The 23,715-nt window shown below is 63.4% G+C and carries 23 protein-coding genes; 17 read left to right on the forward strand and 6 right to left on the reverse strand.

Translation table 11 applies throughout. The annotated features are described in order from the left end of the window. Positions 1-78: 78 nt before the first annotated feature. A complete protein-coding gene (locus tag RY831_RS25645; RefSeq protein ID WP_326509219.1) occupies positions 79-1,809 on the reverse strand; it encodes a methyl-accepting chemotaxis protein in 1,731 nt (576 codons plus the stop codon). Positions 1,810-2,494: 685 nt separating this feature from the next. Beyond that, positions 2,495-2,683 carry a hypothetical protein gene (locus tag RY831_RS25650; RefSeq protein ID WP_326509220.1) on the reverse strand — a complete coding sequence of 63 codons (189 nt, stop codon included), beginning with the start codon at positions 2,681-2,683 and terminating at the stop codon, positions 2,495-2,497. A gap of 74 nt (positions 2,684-2,757) precedes the next feature. Between RY831_RS25650 and RY831_RS25655 the strand changes: the two genes are divergently transcribed. From RY831_RS25655 to RY831_RS25675, 5 genes are all read left to right on the forward strand, one after another. Next, positions 2,758-3,354, forward strand: coding sequence for a DUF2760 domain-containing protein (locus RY831_RS25655; protein ID WP_326509221.1), 597 nt, complete (start codon positions 2,758-2,760; stop codon positions 3,352-3,354). Next, on the forward strand, positions 3,351-5,198 hold the full coding sequence (locus tag RY831_RS25660; protein WP_326509222.1) for an Hsp70 family protein: 1,848 nt from the start codon (positions 3,351-3,353) through the stop codon (positions 5,196-5,198). The genes RY831_RS25655 and RY831_RS25660 overlap by 4 nt, the downstream gene beginning before the upstream one ends. 20 nt (positions 5,199-5,218) lie before the next feature. Continuing rightward, positions 5,219-8,146 (forward strand): Hsp70 family protein, encoded by a 2,928-nt coding sequence (locus RY831_RS25665; RefSeq protein ID WP_326509223.1) that lies wholly within the window; start codon positions 5,219-5,221, stop codon positions 8,144-8,146. Between the two features lie 226 nt (positions 8,147-8,372). After that, positions 8,373-8,969, forward strand: a complete 597-nt coding sequence (locus RY831_RS25670; protein WP_326509224.1) for a hemerythrin domain-containing protein — start codon at positions 8,373-8,375, stop codon at positions 8,967-8,969. Positions 8,970-9,320: 351 nt separating this feature from the next. Further along, positions 9,321-9,527, forward strand: coding sequence for a hypothetical protein (locus tag RY831_RS25675; protein WP_326509225.1), 207 nt, complete (start codon positions 9,321-9,323; stop codon positions 9,525-9,527). Between the two features lie 35 nt (positions 9,528-9,562). Here the strand turns inward: RY831_RS25675 and RY831_RS25680 are convergent, their stop codons facing one another. Together RY831_RS25680 and RY831_RS25685 are read right to left on the reverse strand one after the other, a co-directional pair. After that, positions 9,563-11,131, reverse strand: a complete 1,569-nt coding sequence (locus RY831_RS25680) for a DUF4214 domain-containing protein (RefSeq protein ID WP_326509226.1) — start codon at positions 11,129-11,131, stop codon at positions 9,563-9,565. 277 nt (positions 11,132-11,408) lie between these two features. Beyond that, positions 11,409-13,100 (reverse strand): FAD-dependent monooxygenase, encoded by a 1,692-nt coding sequence (locus tag RY831_RS25685; RefSeq protein WP_326509227.1) that lies wholly within the window; start codon positions 13,098-13,100, stop codon positions 11,409-11,411. A gap of 199 nt (positions 13,101-13,299) precedes the next feature. On the opposite strand from RY831_RS25685, the gene RY831_RS25690 reads away from it, so the two are divergent. Together RY831_RS25690 and RY831_RS25695 are read left to right on the forward strand one after the other, a co-directional pair. Beyond that, positions 13,300-13,644, forward strand: a complete 345-nt coding sequence (locus RY831_RS25690; protein WP_326509228.1) for an antitoxin Xre/MbcA/ParS toxin-binding domain-containing protein — start codon at positions 13,300-13,302, stop codon at positions 13,642-13,644. A gap of 161 nt (positions 13,645-13,805) precedes the next feature. After that, positions 13,806-14,627 (forward strand): alpha/beta fold hydrolase, encoded by an 822-nt coding sequence (locus RY831_RS25695; protein ID WP_326509229.1) that lies wholly within the window; start codon positions 13,806-13,808, stop codon positions 14,625-14,627. A gap of 56 nt (positions 14,628-14,683) precedes the next feature. Here the strand turns inward: RY831_RS25695 and RY831_RS25700 are convergent, their stop codons facing one another. Beyond that, positions 14,684-16,027, reverse strand: a complete 1,344-nt coding sequence (locus RY831_RS25700; RefSeq protein WP_326509230.1) for an ATP-binding protein — start codon at positions 16,025-16,027, stop codon at positions 14,684-14,686. Between the two features lies 1 nt (position 16,028). Then, positions 16,029-16,715 carry a response regulator gene (locus tag RY831_RS25705; protein ID WP_326509231.1) on the reverse strand — a complete coding sequence of 229 codons (687 nt, stop codon included), beginning with the start codon at positions 16,713-16,715 and terminating at the stop codon, positions 16,029-16,031. 199 nt (positions 16,716-16,914) lie between these two features. Between RY831_RS25705 and RY831_RS25710 the strand changes: the two genes are divergently transcribed. The 10 genes from RY831_RS25710 to RY831_RS25755 all read left to right on the forward strand — a co-directional run bounded on the left by RY831_RS25710 (position 16,915) and on the right by RY831_RS25755 (position 23,673). After that, the gene (locus RY831_RS25710) at positions 16,915-18,231 is read left to right on the forward strand and encodes a hypothetical protein (RefSeq protein WP_326509232.1); all 1,317 of its coding nucleotides are present in this window, start codon (positions 16,915-16,917) and stop codon (positions 18,229-18,231) included. 38 nt (positions 18,232-18,269) lie between these two features. Then, entirely contained in the window at positions 18,270-18,452 is a 183-nt protein-coding gene (locus RY831_RS25715) for a hypothetical protein (RefSeq protein ID WP_326509233.1), read from the forward strand. Between the two features lie 99 nt (positions 18,453-18,551). Continuing rightward, entirely contained in the window at positions 18,552-19,445 is an 894-nt protein-coding gene (locus tag RY831_RS25720; protein WP_326509234.1) for a MipA/OmpV family protein, read from the forward strand. 13 nt (positions 19,446-19,458) lie between these two features. After that, positions 19,459-20,238 (forward strand): hypothetical protein, encoded by a 780-nt coding sequence (locus RY831_RS25725; protein WP_326509235.1) that lies wholly within the window; start codon positions 19,459-19,461, stop codon positions 20,236-20,238. Continuing rightward, positions 20,195-20,689 (forward strand): lysozyme inhibitor LprI family protein, encoded by a 495-nt coding sequence (locus RY831_RS25730; RefSeq protein WP_326509236.1) that lies wholly within the window; start codon positions 20,195-20,197, stop codon positions 20,687-20,689. Before RY831_RS25725 ends, RY831_RS25730 begins: the two co-directional genes overlap by 44 nt. A gap of 206 nt (positions 20,690-20,895) precedes the next feature. Beyond that, positions 20,896-21,108 carry a DUF4177 domain-containing protein gene (locus tag RY831_RS25735; protein WP_326509237.1) on the forward strand — a complete coding sequence of 71 codons (213 nt, stop codon included), beginning with the start codon at positions 20,896-20,898 and terminating at the stop codon, positions 21,106-21,108. Next, positions 21,105-21,320 carry a hypothetical protein gene (locus RY831_RS25740; RefSeq protein ID WP_326509238.1) on the forward strand — a complete coding sequence of 72 codons (216 nt, stop codon included), beginning with the start codon at positions 21,105-21,107 and terminating at the stop codon, positions 21,318-21,320. Before RY831_RS25735 ends, RY831_RS25740 begins: the two co-directional genes overlap by 4 nt. Before the next feature lie 54 nt (positions 21,321-21,374). After that, positions 21,375-22,004, forward strand: coding sequence for a pyridoxamine 5'-phosphate oxidase family protein (locus RY831_RS25745; RefSeq protein WP_326509239.1), 630 nt, complete (start codon positions 21,375-21,377; stop codon positions 22,002-22,004). A gap of 91 nt (positions 22,005-22,095) precedes the next feature. Further along, positions 22,096-22,365, forward strand: a complete 270-nt coding sequence (locus RY831_RS25750) for a hypothetical protein (RefSeq protein WP_326509240.1) — start codon at positions 22,096-22,098, stop codon at positions 22,363-22,365. Positions 22,366-22,821: 456 nt separating this feature from the next. Beyond that, positions 22,822-23,673, forward strand: a complete 852-nt coding sequence (locus RY831_RS25755; protein ID WP_326509241.1) for an endonuclease/exonuclease/phosphatase family protein — start codon at positions 22,822-22,824, stop codon at positions 23,671-23,673. The last annotated feature ends 42 nt before the right edge of the window (positions 23,674-23,715 follow it).

The following is a 23,715-nucleotide window of genomic DNA, read 5'->3' on the forward strand; positions in this document are numbered from 1 at the left end:
ATAGCAGCGAATGATAACGAAAACTGCGCAACTTGCCCGAGCGCATGGGTTGCATGCGTAGAGATTTCGATGTGCCGATCAGAATTCTTCCCACTCGTCGCCGTTGGAACGCGCGGGAACGCGGCTTGCCGGCCGCTGCGCAACGGCTGCATGTCTTGGTGCAACCGCGATATGTCTTGCGGCGGCGGCCGGCAACGCCTTGGGCCGGCCGCCGGTCACTGCCGGCGGCTTCGTGCCGATCGCCTGCTGCTGGCCCTGCATTGCGCCCAGCTTGAAGACGCTGACCACCTGCGCCAGCTTCGCTGCCTGGTCCTGCAGGGATTCCGACGCCGCGGCAGCTTCCTCGACCAGCGCGGCGTTCTGCTGGGTGACCTGGTCCATCTGGGTGACGGCCTGGTTGATCTGATCGATGCCCGCTGTCTGTTCCTGACTCGCGGCACTGATTTCGCCCATGATGTCCGTTACCTTGCGCACGCTCTCGACGATGTTCTGCATGCTGCTGCCTGCGCTGCCGACCAGCCTGTTGCCGGTCTCGACGCGTTCCACCGAGGTGTTGATGAGCGCCTTGATTTCCTTGGCGGCGGCGGCCGAGCGCTGCGCCAGCGTGCGCACTTCGCCGGCCACCACCGCGAAGCCGCGGCCCTGCTCGCCGGCGCGCGCCGCTTCGACGGCGGCATTGAGCGCGAGGATGTTGGTCTGGAAGGCGATGCCGTCGATGACCGAAATGATGTCGACGATCTGCTTTGCCGACGCCGAGATGTCGCTCATGGTGCCGACCACCTGTTCGATCACGCTGCCGCCCTCGGCGGCCGCGCCGGAGGCATCGATGGCCAGCGTGTTGGCCCGACGCGCATGCTCCGCATTCTGCCTGACGGTAGCGGCGAGTTCTTCCATCGACGATGCCGTCTCCTGCAGCGAACTGGCCTGCTGTTCGGTGCGCGACGACAGATCGAGATTGCCGGCGGCGATCTGGTGCGACGCGGTCGCGATCATGTCGGTGCCGTTGCGCACATCGAGTACCGTCTTGAGCAGGCTGGCATTCATCTGTTTCAACGCAGCCAGCAGGCGACCGACTTCATCCTGCGAGCGGGCGTCGATGTCTCGCGTGAGATCGCCCGCGGCCACGGTCTGCGCGATATCGACCGCATCCCGCAAGGGGTGGGTGATGCTGCGGGCCAGCAGCCAGGCCAGCAGCGCGCCGAGGGCGAGTGCAAGCGCGCCAAGTCCGGCCAGCCCCAGTTTTGCGTCGGCATACACTTCGTCGATGCGCGCATTGGCAATGTCGAAAACCTTGCCCTGGAAGGCCAGCACAAGCTTCACGGAGTCGAGATAGGCATTCATCGCCGGCACCATCTTCGTGTCGATCGCTGCCTTCAATTCTTCCGCCGCCTCCGGATTCTCCTTCTTCAGCTGGAATGCATTGTCGCGCGCCGCCAGATAGACCTTGCGCGTGTCTCCGACATTGCTTATCAGGCGCTTGCCCTCTTCCGAAAGAACCAGGCGCTCCAGCTCCTTCTGGATTTCGGTAAGGCGCTTGCTGGTTGCCGTCATCTCCCTTTCAAAGTAGAGCTGGTCGTCGGCGTTATCGCTTTTGGCCTTGGCGAAGGTGCGCACCGCGTTGGTGGAAATGCCGCGCAGCCATTCTTCGGCAAGCTGTCTTTTCTGTGAAGCTTCCGCCATCTCGTTCTTCGCGGCCGCCACGCGCGACAGTTCGAAAATGCCGAGGCCGGTCATCATTGCAGTCAGGGCGAGCACCAGTGCGAACGCCGCGCCGAGGCGCGTACCGATTTTCAAGTCTTTGAGTTTCATATTGTCGATATCAGTCAATCAACAGGAATCGCTGCCAAGCCGATGCCGCCGCGGTTCGCCCGGATAAAGGGGGCGCGGCGGGAAACAGGCTGGTAGTGGATCCGGAATGCTCGACGCAACTGCGAGGCGACGAACGGCTTCATGAGGGAACAACGCGATGACCGACGGCGGGGATGAGGCTGACGGGAGTGGAATTGCGATTGTGTCTGCGTGGATTATAACGCCAGATGTTGCTTTGACGAAAGTAAACCAGCGTGCAGATACCGTCACGTGTGATGAATATCCCCAAACCGTGATTGATTCGTTAACGATTCATCGGTCCTGTTGCCAGGACGACATACGCTTCAATGCCTGACACCACTTGGACCGGTCATTGGCGCACGTTGCCGATATTCGCTTGCCAGCAAAGTGTTGACCTCGCTCGCGCCTGCTTTCGCGTGCTTGTGCGAAAATCGCGACAGCGCGGAATTGATGAAGTGTCATGACAGTTCCCCTTGGATAGAGCGCTTTCGGTTTGACCTGCCTGACGATCCCGGCTGCTTTGCCAGCGACACTGCGTTGTGTGGGGACGCCGAGTCCTCCTTGCCATGGCCCGGGGGCGCCGAGCCCGCCATGTCGCGTCGCCGCGCCATGTTTCGCCAGCAAGCCACCTCGGTCTCGCTAGGCCGGTCAAACCGAAAGCGCTCTAGAACGGTGCGGAATGAAATGACGGCATGCCGGCCATGCATTCATTCCTTCGTCGCCAAGGCACTGCATTTCCGCAATGCATGACCAGACGGATTCGCGAACCATCTGTTTTCAATGCGAATCTGACATAATCCAGCCCTTTCGGATTCGACAGCACGCCGCTGCGCCGCCTGAGCGTCATCGCCATGGTCGGCCGCCGCGCGGCCGGATCATGGACAGCGGTCCGTCCATGCGAATCCATCATTAGAACAGGAGCAATAGATGAACGACTCAACGTCCAGCCAAACGAACACTGCGAAACCGTCCTTCCTGCGCAGGATTCCGCTGGCGTTCGGCGCCTTTTTCCGGACCTTTTCGGATATCGATTTCGCATCCCGCATCAATACGCTGGGCAAGGAGCCTGTGTCCGATGCGGCCCCGACGCCTCCCGAGCCCGAGAAAGCGCCGGAAGTCGCCCCGCCCCCGCCGCTGAAGGAAGCATCGTCCGACGCCGCGCTGCTGCTGCTGAGCCTGCTGCAGCGGGATGCCCGCCTCATCGACTTCACCCAGGAAAACCTCGCCAATTATTCGGATGCGGAAATCGGCGCGGCGGCGCGTGTCGTACACGAAGGTTGCAGAAAGGTATTGAACGAGCATTTCAGCATCGCGCCGGTGCGCGAAGACAATGAAGGCAGCACGGTCACGCTGCAGGAAGGTTTCGACGCCGCCGCGATACGGCTCACCGGCAATGTGGTCGGCAGCGCGCCCTTCCGCGGCACCCTGACCCATCGCGGCTGGCGCGCAACCGACGTGCGCCTGCCCAAGCTGGCGGAAAGCCACGACGCTTCGGTGCTGGCGCCGGCGGAGGTGGAATTATGAGCACGGCCCGTTACTCGATCGGCATCGATCTCGGCACCACGCATTCGGCGCTGGCCTATACCGACATGGGCGCCAGCGACGGCGACAAGACCATCCACGGCGTGCTGGAAGTGCCGCAGCTCACCGCGCCCGGCGCGGTGGAAGCGCAGCCGCTCCTGCCTTCCTTCCTCTACCTGCCGCACGGCGATGAACTGGCGCCCGGGGAACGCACCCTGCCCTGGAGCGGCGACCTGCCGTACGTGGTCGGCGAACTGGCCCGCGGCCGCGGCGCCACCACGCCGATCCGCCTGGTGTCCAGCGCCAAGAGCTGGCTCTGCCATCCCGGCGTCGACCGCCGCGCCGCCATCCTGCCCGGCGATGCGCCGCCGGAAGTGGCGCGCGTATCGCCGCTGGAAGCCTCGGTGCGTTATCTCGAACATCTCAAGGCCGCATGGAACCATGCGCATCCGGACGCGCCCTTCGAACTGCAGGACGTCACCGTCACCATTCCCGCCTCCTTCGATCCGGCCGCCCGCGAGCTGACCGCCGAAGCCGCGCGCAGCGCCGGCTACCAGTCGCTGACGCTGCTGGAAGAGCCGCAGTCGGCGCTCTACAGCTGGATCCAGAACAGCCAGGGCCAGTGGCGCAAGCAGGTTCGGCCGGGCGACATCATTCTCGTGGTCGATGTCGGCGGCGGCACCAGCGACTTCTCGCTGATCGCGGTGCTGGAACGCGAAGGCAACCTGGAACTGCACCGGGTCGCGGTCGGTGATCACATCCTGCTCGGCGGCGACAACATGGACCTGACGCTGGCCCACGTGGTCGCGCGCAAGCTGGCCGCCGGCGGTACCCAGCTCGATCCATGGCAGATGCGCGCGCTGACCTATGCCTGCCGCTCGGCCAAGGAAAGCCTGCTGTCGGATGCCGGCGCGCAGAACGTGCCCATCGTCGTGCCCAGCCGCGGCTCCAGGCTGATTGGCGGTTCCATCCGCACCGAACTCACGCGCGAGGAAGTCACCTCGGTCATCCTGGAAGGCTTCTTCCCGCAGGTCGACGCGTCGGCCCGCCCGGCCACCCGCACGCGCGCCGCCTTGACCCAGCTCGGCCTGCCGTTCGCGCAGGATGCGGCCGTCACGCGCCACCTCGCCGCCTTCCTGGCGCGCCAGACCTCGGCGCTGTCGGAGCTGGAAGATTTCGCCGGACGCGTGCGCGCCGACGCTTCGTTCCTGCATCCGACCGCGGTGCTGTTCAACGGCGGCGTGTTCAAGTCCGGCATCCTGGCCGAACGCACCCTGGCCACCATCAACGGCTGGCTCGCCGGTGAAAACGCCGAACCCGCGCGCCTGCTGACCGGGGCCGACCTCGACCTGGCGGTGGCGCGCGGCGCCGCGTACTACGGCTATGTGCGGCGCGGGCGCGGCGTGCGTATCCGCGGCGGCACGGCGCGCGCGTTTTACGTGGGCGTCGAATCTTCCATGCCCGCCATTCCCGGCATGGAACCGCCGATCCAGGCGCTGTGCATCGCTCCCTTCGGCATGGAGGAAGGCACCGAGGCCGAACTGCAGACCGAGGAATTCGGCCTCGTGGTCGGCGAGCCGGTGCATTTCCGCTTCTTCGGTTCCTCCACGCGCCGCCAGGACCAGATCGGCACCCTGCTCGATTTCTGGCAGCCCGATGAACTGCAGGAGCTGGAAGAGATCCAGTCGATGCTGCCTACCGAAGGCCGGCAGCCGGGCGAGGTGGTTCAGGTGAGGCTGCAGGCCAAGGTCACCGAAGCCGGCACGCTGGAATTGTCGGCGGTGCCGCGCAACGGCAGCGAGCGCTGGAAGGTGGAGTTCGACGTGCGCGGACAGGCGCAGTCCTGAGCGCACGGGCACAAGATGCGATGAAGCGCTACAGGGTAGGCATCGATCTCGGCACCACCAATACCGTCGTCGCCTATGCGGAACACGGCAGCCATGACATTCGCCTGTTCGACATCGAGCAGCTGACCGCGCCGGGGGAAGTCAAGGCGGCGCCCCTGCTGCCTTCGCTGCGCTTTCATGCGGCTCCGGGCGAACTGGCCCCGGGCGACCTGCAGCTGCCCTGGACCGGCGCGCGGGAACAGGAGGCGCAGGCCGGGCCGGTCATCGTCGGCGCGCTCGCGCGCAAGCTGGGCGCGCAGGTGCCGGGCCGGCTGGTGGCCAGCGCCAAGAGCTGGCTGTCTCATGCGGCGGTCGACCGCCTCGCCCCCATCCTGCCGTGGGGCGCGGGCGACGATGTGCTCAAGGTGTCGCCGGTGGAAGCCAGCGCCAGCTACCTGGCCCATGTGCGCGCGGCCTGGAACCTGCGGTTTCCGGATGCGCCGCTGGAGCAGCAGGATATCGTGCTGACCGTGCCCGCTTCCTTCGACGAAAGCGCGCGCGCCCTCACCGTCCGCGCCGCGGCCCAGGCCGGCCTGGCGACATTGCGCCTGCTGGAGGAACCGCAGGCTGCCTTCTACGACTGGGTATTCCGCCATCGCGCCAATCTTGCGGCCGAACTGGCGCAGACCCGCCTGGTGCTGGTGTGCGATGTCGGCGGCGGCACCACCGACCTCAGCCTGATCAAGGTGGAGCTGCAGGATGGCCTACCGCAGCTGACGCGCATCGGTGTCGGCAAGCACCTGATGCTGGGCGGCGACAACATGGACCTGGTGCTCGCGCACGTGGCCGAAAGCCGCATGCAGGGCAACAGCCGGGAGGGCGGCCAGGGCGGCCAGCGCCGCCTGTCGGCGACCGAGCTGTCGCAATTGCTGGAACGCTGCCGCAGCGCCAAGGAGCAGCTGCTCGCATCCGACGCACCGGAGAAGGTCGCGGTCACGCTGCTCGGCGCCGGCTCGCGCCTGATCGGCGGGTCCCGCAGCATCGAACTGACGCGCGACGAAGCGCTGCGCATCGTGGTCGACGGCTTTTTCCCGCTGGTGGAGGCCGACGAACCGGTGCAGCAGCGCCGCAGCGGCATCGTCGAGTTCGGTCTGCCGTATGCGAGCGATCCCGCGGTCACCCGCCATCTCGCGGCCTTTCTTGCCCAGTTTGCCGGCCCATCCCGCGAAGCGCTGGGCATGACAGACGATGGCCATGCGGATGTTGACGCCGGTGCCCCGGCCATTCCCGATACCCTGCTGCTCAATGGTGGGGTATTCCGGGCGCCGGCCCTCGCATCGCGGCTGCGGGATGCGCTCGGCCGCTGGCGCGGACAAGCCCTGCATCTGCTGCACAACGACAACCCGGATGTCGCGGTCGCGCGCGGCGCGGTCGCCTTCGCATTGGCGCGGGAAGGTCTCGCGCCCCGCATCGGCGGCGGCTCGCCGCGCTCCTATTTCCTGATGCTGGACGAGCGCAGCAGGGAAGCGTCCGTGCAGGCAAAAAACGATACCCTGCGCGCGGTCTGCGTCCTGCCCAAGGGCAGCGAGCAGGGACGCGAGCTGCTGCTGGAAGACCGCGTCTTCGCGCTGCGCCTCGGCCGGCCGGTACGCTTTCACCTGATGTCCTCGACGGTGGACCGCGGCAACCGCGCGCCGCTGCCCGGCGAGCTGGTCGAACTTGCGCCGGGCGATCTCGTGCCCCTGCCCCCGATCGCCACCGTGCTGCCGGCGGAGTCGGGGGCGGGGGCTGGTGCGAAGGCGGAGGTGCCGGTAAGGCTCGCCACCGCGCTGACCGAAGTGGGCACGCTGGAGATGCACTGCGTGAGCACGGAAGATGCGGAGCGGCGCTGGCTGCTGGAATTTCAGCTGCGGGAAGTAGAAGACCGGCAGGATCGCGCTGCAGGAGATGCGCAGCACGCCGGGTCCGGCCCGGAGGCCGGTGCCGATGCGCTGCCGGCCCGCATCGGCGAGGCGCTGGAAAGAATCGACCGCATCTTCGGCAGCCGCTCGCAGAAACTGCCGCCGAAGGAAGTCAGGCAATTGCGCGCCCAGCTGGAAAAGCTGATCGGCGGCCGCGAGCAGTGGAGCACCCCGGTGCTGCGCAAGCTGTTCGATGCGCTGCTGCAGCGCGCCCGCGCACGCCGCCGCTCCGCCGACCATGAACGCGTCTGGCTCAATCTGGCCGGCTACTGCCTGCGGCCCGGCTTCGGCTATCCGCTCGACGACTGGCGCATCGATCAGCTGTGGGCCATGTTCGACACCGGCATCCAGTATGTGAAGGAGAGCCAGGTCGCCACCGAATGGTGGACGCTGTGGCGTCGCGTCGCGGGTGGTCTCGACACCACAAGGCAGCTTCGCCTGCTCGACGATTTCGCCTTCAATGTGCAGGACGATGAAGCCGCATTGCGCGACCGGCCTCCCCATCTCGTTGCCGGCGGCTACGACGACATGCTCCGCCTGGCCGGCTCGCTGGAACGAATCCCCGCGAGCTACAAGACCGAGATCGGCGACTGGCTGCTCGGCCTGCTGGATAAATCGATGCCCTTGCAGCGCAATGCCACGCCGCCCTCGGACAGCCTTATCCTGTGGACGCTTGCCCGCATCGGAGCGCGCCGCCCCTTCCAAGGCGCTGCGCATGAGGTGGTGGCGCCGGACATTGCCGCGCCGTGGCTGGAACGGCTGCTGGCGCTGGACTGGAAACGCGTCGATGGCGCGGCGCTGGCTGCCGCCCATATCGCGCGCTCCACCGGGGACCGCGTGCGCGACGTGCCGGCCGACCTGCGCGGGCGCGTCGTGCAGCGCCTGAAGTCGTCCGGCGCATCGCCGTCCTGGGCCGACATGGTGGAACAGACGGTGGACCTCGATGAAGTCAGCCAGCGCGGCTTCCTCGGCGATTCGCTGCCGCCGGGATTGAAGCTGATCGCCTGAACGTGATTGCCTGACTGCCTGAGCGGCGCGCGTCCGGCGGACCGGGCAAGCCAAGCAAGCCCGCGCTGCCGGCGCCCATGCCGCGATCCGGAAAAATTTGATTGAGGTCAAGGAATTGAAGGGACCGGCCAAATAGCATCCGCCTACCGTGCCGTTTCCGCAGCCTTGACTTGAACCCTGCCGGGCGGCGCATCCGTTTCCCTTATTCAGAACAGGCAGATCAATCATGCGTTTGCGCTCATCCCATGCGGCAGTCAATATCATCCAGCACGACCACGATGTACTGAGTGCCGTCCTGCAGGGCATGCTTCAGATTATCCGCGCCATCAGCGACGGCGGAAAGAAGCCCGACCTGAAGGTGCTGCGGGCGATGCTTCTCTATATCCACGACTATCCCGAGCGCGTGCACCATCCGAAGGAAGACCGCTTCCTGTTCCCGATGATTCGCAAGCGCACCGGCGAAGCGGACGAAGCCATCATCGAGCTCGAGGCGCAGCATGCGCTCGGCGACCGACTGGTGCTTGACCTGGAACATGCGCTGAACCGCTACGAACTGGAGGGGGCCGCCGCGTTCGAGCCGTTTGCGCTGATGGCCGGACAATACGCCGATTTCTACAAGGCGCACATGCGTCTGGAAGAACAGAAGATTCTCGCCATCGCCCTGGAGGTATTGAGCGAGGACGACTGGCGCGAGCTCGATGCCGCTTTCAGCGAAGAAAAAAATCCGCTTGAGGGAAGCCGGGCTGACACGACCATGCAGCAGCTTTTCTCGATGATCGTGAATCTTGCGCCGCCGCCGGTCGGCGTCGGTCCGGAAATGTGAGTTCAATGCCGGCCGCGCCTCGAACGGTTTCGCCTTGACCGGCTTAGTCGAGGCCGAGGCGGATTGTTTCTGGGACAAGGCGCGGCGGCGCGACATGGCGGGCCATGGCAAGGAGGCGCAACGCCGTACCAGAAGCAATCCGCCCGGGATCGGCAAGCAGGTCATGGCGAAACCGCTCTCGCGGCATAGATAGAGCGTTTTCGCCCTGATTCGCTCTCTTGATTCGGCCCGGAAAATGGTTCATTTTCCGGGCCGAATCCATAAACCGCCGACCTTCCTTTGCTTGCTCTCAATGTTTCACGTATAGCCGGGAGTAAAGTTTGACTCAGGGACACCTATGGAGGGCCTGTCATGAGCGATCTGGAAGAAAATCTATCTGTCGTTGTGCTGTGGATTCGTTGTACCTTCATTGTGCTCTGCATCTATGGCGGGGCCATGCTGCTTGCGGGCTGCCAGATGCTCAAGCAATGGCTGTCGCGGGAATCGCCTGCCGACGGTGTGCGCGAGGCGCCGCCGGCGACCGCGGCGACACCGGGGAAACTTCCCGGCAGCGCCTGACCGCTGCGCAGGCAAGTTACCCTGGCGGAACCGCTCTATGCGTACTGGATATAGTCGACGCCGTTCTGCAGCGAGCCGACAAGCTGGGCAACGTGCTCGGGGCTCTCGCTGAACGCGGCGAGCATCGCATGGCGGCTGATGGTGCCGCGCTCCAACTGGTCGGTCCAGTATGCGAAGCCGGCGGCATCCGGCGCACGATTCAGGGCGTTTGAATACAGCGCTCCGACGAAGTCGGCATTATCCAGATTCGTGCCGTATTTCTGCTGAAACTCCGCCGATGCAATGAAGCTCCGGGCAGCCTCCTCCAGGCTCAGGCCCGCATCGCGCTGGGCGATCCAGTAACCCAGTCCCGCATCGTCGGGCTTTCTGCCGAAGGCTGCTTCGTACAGCCGATAGACTGACTCACCGATATCATCGAAGGCCACGCTCCTGTCGGCGAACGAGAGACGCTCGATATTGGTCAGGCTGTCGGTGCCTTCGTTGCTTTCGCTCCCGGCGTTTGCTGCGACGTTCAAGGCCGGACCGGTGGCTGCGCGTGCAATCGTGTAGTTGTCCCTGGCCGATGCATACAACGCGGTATCGGTTCCGCCCGCACCGTCGATCGCATCGTTCCCGCCGCCGCCGCGCAGCACATTGTTTCCCTGCGAGCCGACCAGCGTGTCGGTGAAACCGGAGCCGGCGAGATTCTCGATGTCGCCCATCAGCCAGTACAGCGTGGTGGGCGTGGATGCGTTCTTTTCGCTTTCGAGGTAGGCCATGCCGGTCTTGGTATCGACCAGCGTGGACAGCTGCATGTCGGGGAGGCTGACGGACCAGCCTCCGCTGGCGCCGCTCAGATCGACCGTGTCGGTGCCGCCCGCGTCCCAGATGGTGGAATAGAAATTATTGACCGGAAGGGTGTAACTGCTGTCGCCCGCATTCGTGCTCATGTTCTTGCCGTATAAATGCTGCAGGGCAAGAACATCCAGCGGCATCGGCGTGGCGGGGTCATAGCTGCCCAGGTCGAAACCGAATTCATCTTCGTAGGACATGACGGAAAACCAGTCGTTGTCCAATTCGCTCAGGCCCAATTGGGAAAAGGTCGGCCGCCCGGTGCCCCCGCTGTCGTGGGGATGCTTGAGCCCGAGAGCATGGCCGATCTCATGAAGGAACAGGAAGTATCCGGCCGATCCCGGCGCGTAGCTGGCAAGGGAGTTGGCCTCGCTGCGGGCATTGAGAAAGACATCTCCCGGGCCGCCTTCATAGGCAGCGTTGTAGGCGGCATCCGGAAAGAACGCGAGTGCCCACATGGAGTTGCTGGGGAATAATCCGGTCGATGCGCTCAGACTGATGGTGATATCGGAGTGCGGTGCCGCCTCCACCGGGTTCGCATACGCACCGGCATAGTCAAACCGCACATTGGCATACGATCCCAGGCTGCCGAAGATCAGGCTCATCTGGTCGGCCACGGCCTGCGGATTGCTCCAGTATTCCCCGTCCAGTCCGCCGGCAACCGCCCAGCGCAGGGTACGGCTGGAGTCGAGTTGCCAGGAATAGCCGTGGGTGGTGGCATCGATGGCCGTGTCGCCGGTCAGGGGAAAGGGTGCTGTCGAAGGAGTCGCCATGTTTTCCTGCATTGGAAATGAAAGAGGGTCTTTGAAAGGCAGTGTGCCTTAACGAGTACGACCGTTCGGGCACGACCGTTCGAAGACAGCAGGAAACTACGACAGTTCCGGCGCGACACACAACATTGTGGAAATCGGCGGAATACATGCTTGCGCGAAACACTGTGACCTTGACATCTCTATCTCGCCGGCAGTATTCAAGACGGCCCAGTATTTACTACCGGAAAGACCGTCGAGCAAGCTGGCATTGTTGGAAGCCGCGTGAGACCGGCTTCCATCAATTACCGGCAGGCAGTGCGGCACTGTCACCGGTAGACTCCGCGTCGCCGCCCTTTCTCAATTGCACCGGGCCGGTCAAGTAGTCATCAAGCGCGGCGGCATCCAGCATGCTTCCCGCCAGTCCCACGTGCCCGTCGGGACGGAGCAGGAAGAACGAAGGCCGCGGAATGCCGGCGCGGGAGAGTGCCCGGTCATTGACTGGATCGGCCGGTATCACGTGGGTCGTCATCAGTCCGCCAGCCTCCGCCGCATGCTTGCGTGCAGAGGCAGGGGCAGGCTGGCCGAACAGCATCAGGTTGAAGCGGGTATCGTCGAGTTTCGCGAACAGGTCTTCGACGGGACCGCCAGCAATCAGCCTCAACTGCAGCCAGGGAAAACGATCGCCCGCGCGCGGGGCTTCATCGGGCAAACGGGCCTGCATTCTCGACAGCGGACTGTTGCGATAACGGATACCGGTTTGCGAAATCGTGCGAAATGCCAGCCTGCGGGTACGCTCCCGCCGCATTGCCATGGCGATCACCCTCTGGACGATCCGCGTGCGAAACGCTTCGGCAAACCAGCTTTCCGAAATGAGGAAGCCAAATGCCTGGTCGGTGGTCCTGAGCAAGCGATCGGCCACCGGGACGCGCTCGATTTCGTAGGAACCGAGCAAATCTTCGCCCGCATTCCCGGATTGCACGAGCGCGAGCTTCCATGCGAGGTTGTAGGCATCCTGCAAGCCGGTGTTCATGCCTTGAGCGCCGACCGGACTATGGATGTGGGCGGCGTCGCCGAGCAGGAAACAGCGGCGATCGCGGAAACGGGCCGCGCGCCGGTGATGCACCTGATAGGTGGAAAACCAGTTGCAGTCCTGGAAAGCCAGGTGCGGCCCCGCTCCTGAAACGCCTGTATCTGTGCCTGTATCTGTGCCTGTAGCTGCGCCTGGATCCGCGCCGCCCACTTCGCGGCACACGAAGGGAGCGACGGCATCGAAAGTCAGTCCTTCGACCGAGCGCAGTTCAGCCGGGAGAATGCCGACGACCCGCCAGTGATCCTTCCCCGGCAACGGAAAAAACAAGTGAAATCCGCCGCGCCAGAGATAAATGTTCAACTCATCCGGCGCCATGGAACCTGTCGCCCGCGTATCGGCCACATAAAATACATGCGGGTACGGCGCGCCGGAAAATGGAATGCCGCACGCTTCACGTACCGTGCTGCGGGCGCCGTCGCAGCCGGCAACCCATCTGGCGGTGATCTCCTCGACGGAGCCGTCCTGGCGCGCTATTTTGGCGGTGACCGCGTCGGGCGCCTGTACCAGATCGACCAGTCTGCTGTTCCACTGCACATGCACGTCCTGTTCGCCGAGCGCATCGCCGAGCAGCGCTTCGTTGACGTCCTGTCCCAGGATCAGCAGGAAAGGATAGGGGCTCAGGTCCGCGCCGATATCCCCCAGCGGCACCCGCGCGACGCGTTTCCCTCCCGACCACAAGGTGGCGCCGGCGGCACGCCGGCCCAGTTCGACGGCACGTTCCGCAATGCCGAGGCGAGAATAGATTTCCAGCGTGCGAGCCTGCACGCCAAGCGCCTTGGTTTGTATCGACGGACCCGCATGCTGGTCGATGACGGTGACATGCACATGCCGCCTCGCAAGCTGATTCGCAAGCATCAAGCCGGTCGGACCGGCGCCGATGACAAGCACTTCGGTGTTCATGTTGTCCTCCGCTTCCATGACGCTGCATTGGCAGGAATCTTCCTGCGAGACGACGTTTCATTGCAGCCGGCCTTTGACGTCTTCATTCTAGATCCGGGAAAGCACCATCCAAAACGGCATGCAGGTTGCCTTTGACAATGCGCAGGCCTGCCGGCTCCATGGACCATCGGCGCGAAGCAGGCAGCAAGCAACTTGCGGGATGCGTACAATCACTCATGTCGCACGGCATCCGCCCGCGGCCGGACAGGAAAACATCGCAGCTGCGTTGAACGAGGTAAGCATCATGAAAGAAGGAAACCTTTCTTCCCAGGGACTGGAGGCGCTCCGCACACGCTTCCAGGCACAGTCGCGCAAGGCGCAGGCCTACTACACGGTCATGCACGGCGCCCGGGCAATTGCGGGCAACGACGATGAGGCAAGCGCATGGATGAATCAGCCGCTGCCTTCATTCGACGGGCGGACTCCGGCCCAGCTGGTGGGCGACGGCCGCGAGGAAGATGTGCTTCGTTACATCGAGTCGCTCAAGACAGGCGCTGCCGGCTGAGCCTGAACGCAGGCGCGAGGTCTGCGCCATCGCATCGCAACGCAACGCAACCGGCTTGCCGATGCGTCGTCACTCGATCGGATTCCTGGTGCGGCTCAGTTGCACCCGACATTCCGCTGGCGATATTTCGAATAACTCCACACGGATTCTGCATCATCGACATGGCAAGCCTTGAAACCCCAAACATCATTTCCAATGACACGCGAATCGATCATCCTCGCGGAAGACTCTTTGTGCGGACCTGGAGCAGCACTGCGGATGATTCAGGCGGGTCCGGGGAGAAGGCGCCGGTGGTGCTCTTTCATGATTCCCTGGGCTGCGTCGACCTGTGGCGCGATTTCCCTGCCCGCTTGAGCGCCGCCACCGGACGCCGCATCATTGCCTACGACAGGCTCGGCTTCGGACAATCGGACCCGCGCGCCGACCGGCCGGCGCTGGATTTCGTCGCCGATGAAGCGCACACCTTCTTTCCGGTGCTGCGCGAACGGCTTGGATTGAAAAAATTCGTCGCACTCGGCCATAGCGTCGGCGGCGGCATGGCCATCCACTGCGCCACGCGGTTTTCCGCCGACTGCGATGCGCTGATCACCGAGTCGGCGCAAGTGTTCGCCGAAGACAGGACTCTGCAGGGCATACGCGCGGCGAAACAGCAGTTCATGGATGATGCACAGCTTGAACGGCTTGGGAAGTATCACGGCGACAAGGCGAAATGGGTGCTCGATGCCTGGACCGAAACCTGGCTCGATCCTGGGTTCGCCTCGTGGTCACTGTCGGAGGTGCTGCCCAAGGTGACATGCCCGGTGCTTGCCATTCATGGGGAATTTGACGAATACGGATCGACGCGTCATCCGGAATTGATCGGCCGGCTCAGCGGCGGGCCGTCGCGAGTGGAGATCATGAAGGATACCAATCACGTTCCGCACCGCGAGCGGCCCGACAACACCATCAGCCTGATTTCCGGTTTTCTGTCTTCGGCCGGTTGATCCCGGCCCGGCAACGGGCCTGCTGCCAGCCGTGGGCGCAGTGACGCGATTTCATCTCAGGCGGGCAGCCGCATGATGAAGCGGGCGCCGCCTAGCGCCGAGCTTTCGACGGTCAGCGTGCCGCCATGCAGCGCCACGGCCTTGCGCGCGATGGCCAGCCCCAGCCCGAAACCGCCGGTCGCCCGGTCGCGGCTGCGGTCCAGGCGGTAGAAAGCCTCGAAGATGCGCTCGCGTTCTTCCGGCGGCACGCCAGGGCCGTCGTCTTCGACCACGATTTCCAGGGTCCCGCTGCTGACGCTGCTGCTGACGCTGCTGCTGACGCTGCTGCCGCCGCTTGCGCTCATTCTTACGCGCTCCCGCGAGTACTTGGCCGCATTGAGCAGGAGATTGTCGACTGCCCGCGCAAACAGGCGGCGGTCTCCCGTCCATGCCTGGAGGCTTTGGTCGAACACGCATTCGAGCTGCTTGCCGCGGAAGGCATGCTGGCTGCGCTGCGCGCAATCGCGCAATGCCTGGCCCGGATCGAAAGGCTCGCTTTGCAATCCGTGCCGGCCATCCATCTGGGCCAGCCTCAGCAATTCGTTGACCAGCGCCTTCAATTCATGCACATCGTCTTCCATCGAACGGATGCGCGCATCAAGCCGCGGGTCGTCCGCCGCATCGCGCAGCAGTTCTAGGCCGAATTCGAGGCGTGAAATCGGGGTGCGCAGCTCGTGCGAGACCGAGTGCAAAAGACTTTTCTGCGCATCGAGCAAGCCTTCGATGCGGTTGGCCATCTCGTTCATGCGGATCGCCAGCGGCTGCAATCCGGAACGCCTGCCGGTCGGAGCCCGCGCCGATAGCCGGCCTTCGCCGAGGCTGTCGGCCACCTTCGACAGCGCCAGCAGTTCGCGCCAGTGCGCGCGCGACCAGATGCCCAGCGGAACCAGCATGCACAGCGCAACGATGAGATAGCGCAGCAGTTCCGTCTTCAGCTCCAGGCCGATATCGATAGGCAGTCGGCTGACTTCAAGCACGTCCTCGTCGCTGCCGACATAGCGGTCGCCGTCAAGATCGACGCGGCGATAGAAGGTCCTGGCGGCGATGTCCAGCACGACCGCGCCTCGCTGCAGGGACGCATGCTCCTGCGGCGGCAGCCGCTCCAGCGCAGTGCTGACGGGGATGAGCTCCATGTTGAAGCCCGACACCTCGCGCACCTTGTTCAGCCGGACCAGCCACTCGTCGGCCGGCGCCAGGTCGATATACTGCTCGAGCAGGAAGATCGGCCCGGCCGCCTGCTTGCGGGCGATGTCTTCGAGCGGGTCGCCGAACAGGAGGCGAATCGCGAAATAGATCGCGATGGCCGCCACCGCGATCGCCAATGCAATCAGCGGCGCCATGCGGATGAAAATGCGGTTCATCTCAGTTCCAGGCGGAGGGACTGAACAGGTAGCCTTCGCCCCATACCGTCTTGATCTTCTCGGCCGCGGCATCGTCGAACTTGCGCCGCAGGCGCGACACGCAATTGTCGATGCTGCGGTCCTGGCCGTCGAATTCGATGCCGCGCATTTTTTTCAGGATGTCGTTGCGCGACATGACCTGTCCGGCCGACTCGGCGAGTATCAGCAGCAGCTTGAATTCAACGCTGTTGAGCGTGACCGGCTGTTCCCGCCAATGCACGGTGCGGTTCAGCTTCGACAGGCGGAACGCGCCGAACGCAAGCTCGCCCGCCACCGCAGGTGCGGCGTCGCTGCCGCGGCGCAGCAGCGCGCGCAGGCGGGCCAGCAGGACCCTCGGCTGCACCGGCTTGTTGATGTAATCGTCCGCACCCTGCTCCAGCCCGGATACCTCGTCGAACACATCTTCGCGCGCGGTCAGGATGAGAATGGGTACCCGGCTGGCCTCGCGGATCTGCCGGCATACCACCATGCCGTCCAGTCCCGGCAGCATCAGGTCGAGCACCACGACATCCGGCCTGGTTTCGAGAAAGCGGGACAGGGCGATATCGCCGCGGTTGACGATATCGATGGCGAATTCATAGCCGGCCAGGTAATCGGCCACCAGCGCGGCAAGCTTTTCATCGTCTTCCACCAGCATGACTCGATACATCGCATTCCTCCCTGCCGGCATTGTATAAGAGCTTTTTGGCAAAGTCGGCACCTGCAACTCCGAGCTGAAACTTCATACAAATTCATGACAATTTCGGTACCGCAGCGGGAAGATTTTTCACAGGCCTTTCTTTACGATGCAGCTTATCCGTTCCGGCCGGCATGCCGGGCCAGCATACGACTTTGTTCAAGGAGCAATCATGATGCATCAACAATGGACCAGGCCCTGGCTGTCCGGCCTGGTCGCCGCTTCGGCCTGCGCGCTGATCGCCGCTTGCGGCGGCGGCTCGTCCCAGGGCGGTGCCAGTCTGCAGTCGCTCTCTTCAGGCACCGGCGCCGTGCAAACGGAGGCGCAGGGCTTGCCTTTCGAGGTATTTTCGCCGGCCATCGCGCAAACCGCCATCGCCGAGAAGCGCCTGGTCACGGTGCGCGACGCGCAAGCCTGGAACCAGCTCTGGACGGAGCATACCGGCCCCGGCTTCGCCACCCGCCCGGTGCCGCCCGTCGATTTTTCCCGCAACATGGTGGTCGGCGTTTTCCTGGGCAGCCGGGGCGCCTGCGACCGGGTCGAGATCGCTTCGGTCAGGCAATTGCAGGAACCAGCGAGGATCGAGGTCGCCTACCGCGACATTCCGCCGCCGCCGGACATGGCTTGCATCGCCAGCATCGTCAATCTCGCCGTGCTGGCCACCATCCCGCGCAGCGAGCTGCCGGTGGAATTTGTCCAGGTCCCGGCGCGGCCGGCAAGTGAACTGGTGATCCGCAGCGGCTGGGAGTTCGGACTTTGTACTAACAATTGCAAGGGCGAAGTCGAGATTTCCAAGGACGGCGCCAGCTTGCAGGTGGAACGTCAGCGCAATGCGTCTCAGCCGAAACAGGGCCTGTGGGGCCAGGTCTCGGCCGAGGAATGGAATACGCTTGCCGCGAACTTCGCCAGCCTGCCCGATCTGGTAGTGGGCTGCCCCGGCTGCGCCGACGAAGGCCGCGAATGGCTGGAAGTGGAAAAGGATGGGAAGAAGAAGCGCGTGACCGTCAGCTGCGGCATGCCCTTCCCCGATGCCGGCACCCTGGCCGGCACGGTGCGCGGCATCCGCGGCCGACTCGCCGCCGCGCTCGGCTTGCCGGAATTCTGCACGCCGGGCAGCATCGCCTTCGAGCGGCTGGCGCCAACCGTCTTTACGTCCCGCATCGGCGACAGGCGCTTCGTCACGGTGCGGGATGAAGGCACCTGGAATGCATTGTGGCGCGAGCATGCCGGCGACGGCAGCGCCCCGCCCGCGGTCAATTTCGGCGAAAAAATGGTGCTCGCGGTTTTCCTCGGCGCCGACTCGGTCACCTGCGGCAGCATGCAGATCGAGACCGTGAGGCAGAACGCGCATCCGCCGCTCATCACGGTCGGCTACCGTGTGACCGACCCCGGCCCGAACGTGATGTGCATTGCCGCCCAGATTAACCAGTATTCGTTTGTGACGGTCCCGGCCTCGGGGCTGCCTGTCGAGTATCTGAAGCTGCAGTGAGCGCCAACACCCCATGCAAGGCTTTCGAGGCATGAAACATGAACCGGCATACCACCATGCTCGGCGCTGCGCTTGCCTGCCTCGCTTGTTTCGTTTTGCTTGCCATTGCCATGCTGACGGCGCCTCGCTGCTTGCAGCCATGTGCGACAAGCGGTGATGCGCCCAAGGCTCCAGCGGCACGGCCCGGGCAGGCCGTGCCGGCGCTCGGCCTGCGCGGCTGAATGTTTACTGATTGTTTGCTCACTGTTTGCGGCTTGAAAAACTCCATACAATACGCGCTTTGCATGCCGGCAAAACGGCAACCATCCTGGATATCCGCAGTGACGCGCGCCCTGACTTCCTCATCATTTCCACCCGGGCCCTCCTTGGCCCTTACCGCGATACTGGCCGGCTTGCTGCCCGGATCGGCGCCCGCTGCATATGCGCAGGCGCCGGCGGCACGCATGATGCCCGACGGCAGCAGGGATCTTTATCTAGGCATCGGCGCGCAGCGTGCGCCGCGCTACATGGGCTCCGGTGAGCGCGATACCGATCCGGCACTGCTTTTGCAGATGCAATGGAGCAACGGTGTTTTCGTATCCGGCCTTGGCGCCGGCCTGCACCTGATCGAAGGCAGCCGCCTCGAGGCCGGCCCGCTGGTCTCCATCGAACCCGGCCGCGATGCAACCGGCAGGCAGCGCGCTTCGGGCATCGGGGGCATTGGAGGCCTCGACCTGCCGTCGCTCGGTGCGGCAAGCCCCGCCTCCGCCAGCACGACCGAAGTCCTGCGTTTCAACCGCGTCAAGACCTCGCCGCAGGCCGGCGGCTTCCTCAATTACTATCTGAATGAAAACCTTCGCCTGGTGAGCAGCCTGCAGTATGGCTCCGGCAATAACCATGACGGCCTGCTGCTGAAGGCCGGCATTCAGCAGTCCATCGCCGCTGCGGCGCATCACCGGGTTTCGGTCGCGGCAAGCGCCACCTGGGCCAATGCCAGCCATACCCGCGATTATTTCGGCGTCTCCAGCGCAACAGGCGGCGTGCCTTCGTACCTGCCTTCGTCCGGCGTGCGCGACGTGCAGCTTGCCGTCAACTGGAACTGGGAATGGAGCACGCGCTGGATGCTGGCTTCGCAACTGTCCGTTACCCGCCTGATGGGCGACGCCGCCGACAGCCCCTTAAGCGAACGCCGTACCGGCATCGGCCTACGCACCGGCCTGGCCTACCGCTTCTGAATCCGGAATCGACATGAACCTGCTCCTGCGGCTTTTACTGCATCTGCTCCGGCACCTGGCGCCGCTGGCTGCGGTAGCCATCGGGGCCGGCATTGGCGCCGCGGCCGATGCGAGGGCAGTGGAAGGCACGGCCGGCGGCACCGCGGGCGCCATGCCGAATGCGGACTGGATGAGCTACCGCGATGCCTACCGCACCATGATCCGCTTCGAAAAATACGGAAAGCCCAAGCAGCTGATCCAGAGCCATTTCCGCGTCGTGCCGAAAGAGGAAGGCGCTTCGCTCGACGGCGTGCGCCTCAGCCTGGCAAGCCCGTCGGGCAGCCTCAACCTGCTGCTCGACGGCGCCGGGCGCGCGGTGTTTCCATTCCTGAAATCGGCATTCGACGACAATGCCCGGCTGCAGCTGAACCGCAGCGGCAATCGCTACACGATGCAGCAAGCCATCTCCATCATCCCGCGCGCCGACGGCATCTATGAAGCCGCCGAGCTGCATGCGGCATGCGAGCAGGCGCTTGCATTTCTGCGCGACATCGGCAGGCCGGGCATGCGGGATAAAAAGTGCGTCGGCGTGCGCTTCGCCTACCCGCGCCAGGTGGAAGATCCGGCGCTATCGGTACGCGGCGGCGACCCGGGACATGCCGTGCTGCCGGTGGAATACGCCCCCGCCTTCGCGGGCGACGCGGGCCCCGTATTCAAGACCGTCACCTATCGCTTCAAGCCGCGCACCGACAAGCTGCAGGAACAGGTCCATGCCCAGCAAAGGCCGCTGGCCATCACTGCGGAATTTGAGTAAGTGGTCCTCAAGTTATATTCCTGTTTCATTTATCGATCCAAAAAATTCAATGCCGCTCACCTCCATTGCCAAGCACCTCATTTTGCCCCTTGCGCTTCTGGCTGCGTCCAAAAGCGCGGCTGGTCTCGACTGCGGCAAGGCCATCACCACGCCTGACATCAATCAGTGCGCATCGATCGAGCAGAAGAAAGTCGAGGCGAATTTGAACAAGGTGTATCAACGGGTTCTGAAGTCGCTGGGCCAGCAGGATGCGCCGCAGCCGTCGAGCGCGGCCATGAGGACCTCGTTCATTGCCGCGCAAAGGGCATGGATCAAATTTCGCGAAGCCGACTGCGACGCCGTCTACCAGAAATATGCAGACGGGACGATCAGGACTGTCATGTATATCGGTTGCATGCAACATCATGCGGAAAGGCGAATCAAGGATCTTGAAGCCTACGAGTCGGAATAGCCGCATCGCCTGCCCTGAAATCTTCCTGCCGTATTTCGCAGGAAGCGCCCCGGCAAGCAAACTTCAACATTTCCACGCATTGCCGTGCATCGCCCGGACTTGCCTTCTACCATAATGTCGGGATGGCGCAATGCGCACGCCGGGGATACCATTCCGCACGGCAGGCCCGGCGCGGTCTGCCGCCTTTCTTCTTATCCGGGTAATCCATGAAACAATACAAAGTCGTTATTTATCAGGAAGGCATGCTGGGTTCGCTGGTGCTCGGCGCCTCCAAGGTCGATCCGGTCCGCTTCACCGAGTTCTTGAACAAGAATGCCAGCCAGGGCTGGCGCGTGATCACCATGGAAAAGGACATACGGCGGATGCTGCTCCTCTGGAAAAGGGAAGCTTATGTCGTCGTACTGGAAAAAGACGCATGAAGACCGGTTTCCTGGCAGCGCTCGGCATCGCGGTCGCATGGGCATTGCTCGCCATCGCCCAGATATGGATTCAACCGGTGTCGGCGCAGGTATTCTTGAAGCTTTCCATCACGGCGGGAATACTCATTGCGATCATTTTCGTCGTTACCCTCGCCGTCAGGGAGTATTTCACGGAAAAGAAAATGAGAGACAATGGCTTCATCGATGGATGATGAATGCTGAGTGATGGATGGGCGGCAGCTCAATAGACGGCGGAGGAAGCAAAGATGCATGCAGACAATGAGCCCTTGCACATCACGGACATGGCGGCGCTGGAACGGCTCTACGGCGTTCCGGTCGCGGCTTCGATCAGCAAGGAGATCGATCACATCCATCCTCACTATCGTGCATTCATCGAGGCTTCCCCGTTTCTTGCGCTCGCTACCAGCGGTCCGGCCGGTCTCGACGTGTCGCCCCGTGGCGATCCCAGGGGCTTCGTCGAGATCCGCGACGAAAAGACGCTGCTGTTGCCCGACCGCCGCGGCAACAACCGGATCGACAGCCTGCGGAACATCGTATCGAACCCCAATGTGGCCCTGCTGTTCCTGATTCCCGGAATCGGAGAAACCCTGCGCGTCAACGGCCGGGCGCGCATCCTGATCGACCCGGCGCTACTCCTCCGCTTCGCCATCGATGACAAGCCGCCGCGCTCGGTGCTTGAAATTCATGTCGAAACCGTTTTCTTCCAGTGTTCGAGAGCGATTCTTCGCTCCAGGCTATGGGATGCGGCGCAGCACGTGGAGCGTTCGTCGTTGCCCAGCCTTGGAACCATCCTGCAAGACTTGAGCGGCCGGCAGATCGACGCAAAACACTATGACAGCGAATTGCCCGAACGCCTGAAGACCACCATCTATTAACGGGTGAATGCGCACGCTGGCATCGATTTCCCGGACGTGCATGCGGTGTGCGGACCGTCCGCTGACCGGTCCAGATTGACAGCTTGATCCCGTGCAGAAACGCCAGACTGGCGAAGATGCTGCGGCGCGGCTCGCTGGACCGCTGCGGATTTATGTCGGCAGCGTCTTCGGTTGGATCGCGACTCTACTCGACTCGGGCGTGAAATCAGTTTCCGGCCATCGCTCCAGGGCTTCAGGCAAGGGGCGCGATATGTACACGAGTGCTGGATTGGATGCGGTGGTGCTGCCGCAGTGCGGACATTCGATAATGCCGGAAGGCAAACCCTGCGAAAAGCTCTTGCTGAAATGCTCGACCTCATAGGGTCTTCTGCAGAAGGCATTGCTGCACTTTTCTAGCCGGACTGACATGGGCACGTCTCCTGGAATTTCTTAATTTATTTCTTATGGTCGATACGGCTCATTCAGAATAGCGCTTATTTGCCGGAGTTCAAGGCATGCCGCAAATTAAAGATAGTATGGGCTCGCAACCAAACGTTAATGCAGCAAAGGCATTATTGCATCGAATCAACGCCGATTGCTGAAGTATGCGCTGCATGATTAATCCGCCGTGCACGCCCGGAATCTTATGAAAAAACAAAGCGTTCAGCATGGAGTGGCTTAATTTGGAACAAAGGCTAAAAGCGCGCTAGTCCGGATGCTTTTTCATGTCATTGCATTGCTTTTCTTTTCCTGGCTTTTCGGAAGCGGGCAGACCGGGCGCGGTGTGCGAAATGCCTTTTTCCCTCAGACCGCATCATTTCCGACAGCGCTACTCAAGATGAAACTTGTAACGTGGAACATTCAATGGGGGCGCGGCCTCGACGGCCGCGTCGATCTCGACCGCATCGTCGACCATGCGCGGCGCTTTGCCGATTTCGATGTGCTCTGCCTGCAGGAAGTCTCCGCCGGCTTCGCCGATCTCGCGGGCAACGATGACACGGACCAGTTCGCCGCCTTTGCATCGAGGCTTCCGCAATTTTCGCCCGTCGTCGGCATTGCCACCGACCTGCCGGATGGCACGGGCAAGCGCCGGCGCTTCGGCAATATGATCCTGTCGCGCTATCCCGTCCGCCAGACCTTCGCCCACCTGCTGCCATGGCCGCCGCATGCCGGCGTCAAGAGCATGCAGCGCGTCGCGGTGGAGGCGACACTCGATACGCCGCTCGGCCCGCTGCGGGTAACGACCACGCATCTCGAATACTATTCGCCGCAGCAGCGGCGCGCGCAGGTGGAGAGGCTGCGCCTGCTGCATCAGGAAGCATGGCTGCATTCCCGAAACGAGCCGATGGGCCAGGCTTCCGACGGGCCCTTCCATGTGCCTCGGCGAGGCGGCCCCGCGATCCTGACCGGCGACTTCAATTTTCTGCCCGACTCATCCGACAAGGCCCTGCTGACTGCAAGCATAGACGGTGAAACTCCGGCATACCGTGATGCCTGGGAAGTGCTCCACCCCGCCGCCGAGCGCCCGGCCACCGTTGGCCTTTACGACAAGGCGCAGTGGCCGCAGGATCCGTTCACCTTCGATTTCATCTTTGTCAGCAGCGACCTGGCGCCGCGGGTCAGGGAGGTGCGGGCCGATCCCCACAGCGATGCATCGGATCATCAGCCGATGATGATCGAGCTTGCCTAGGAACGAAGACCGAATCAGCTGCGAATCGCGGACGCGCATCAG

This window comes from Noviherbaspirillum album (assembly GCF_035916955.1).
GTDB classification, from domain to species: Bacteria; Pseudomonadota; Gammaproteobacteria; order Burkholderiales; family Burkholderiaceae_D; genus Noviherbaspirillum; species Noviherbaspirillum album.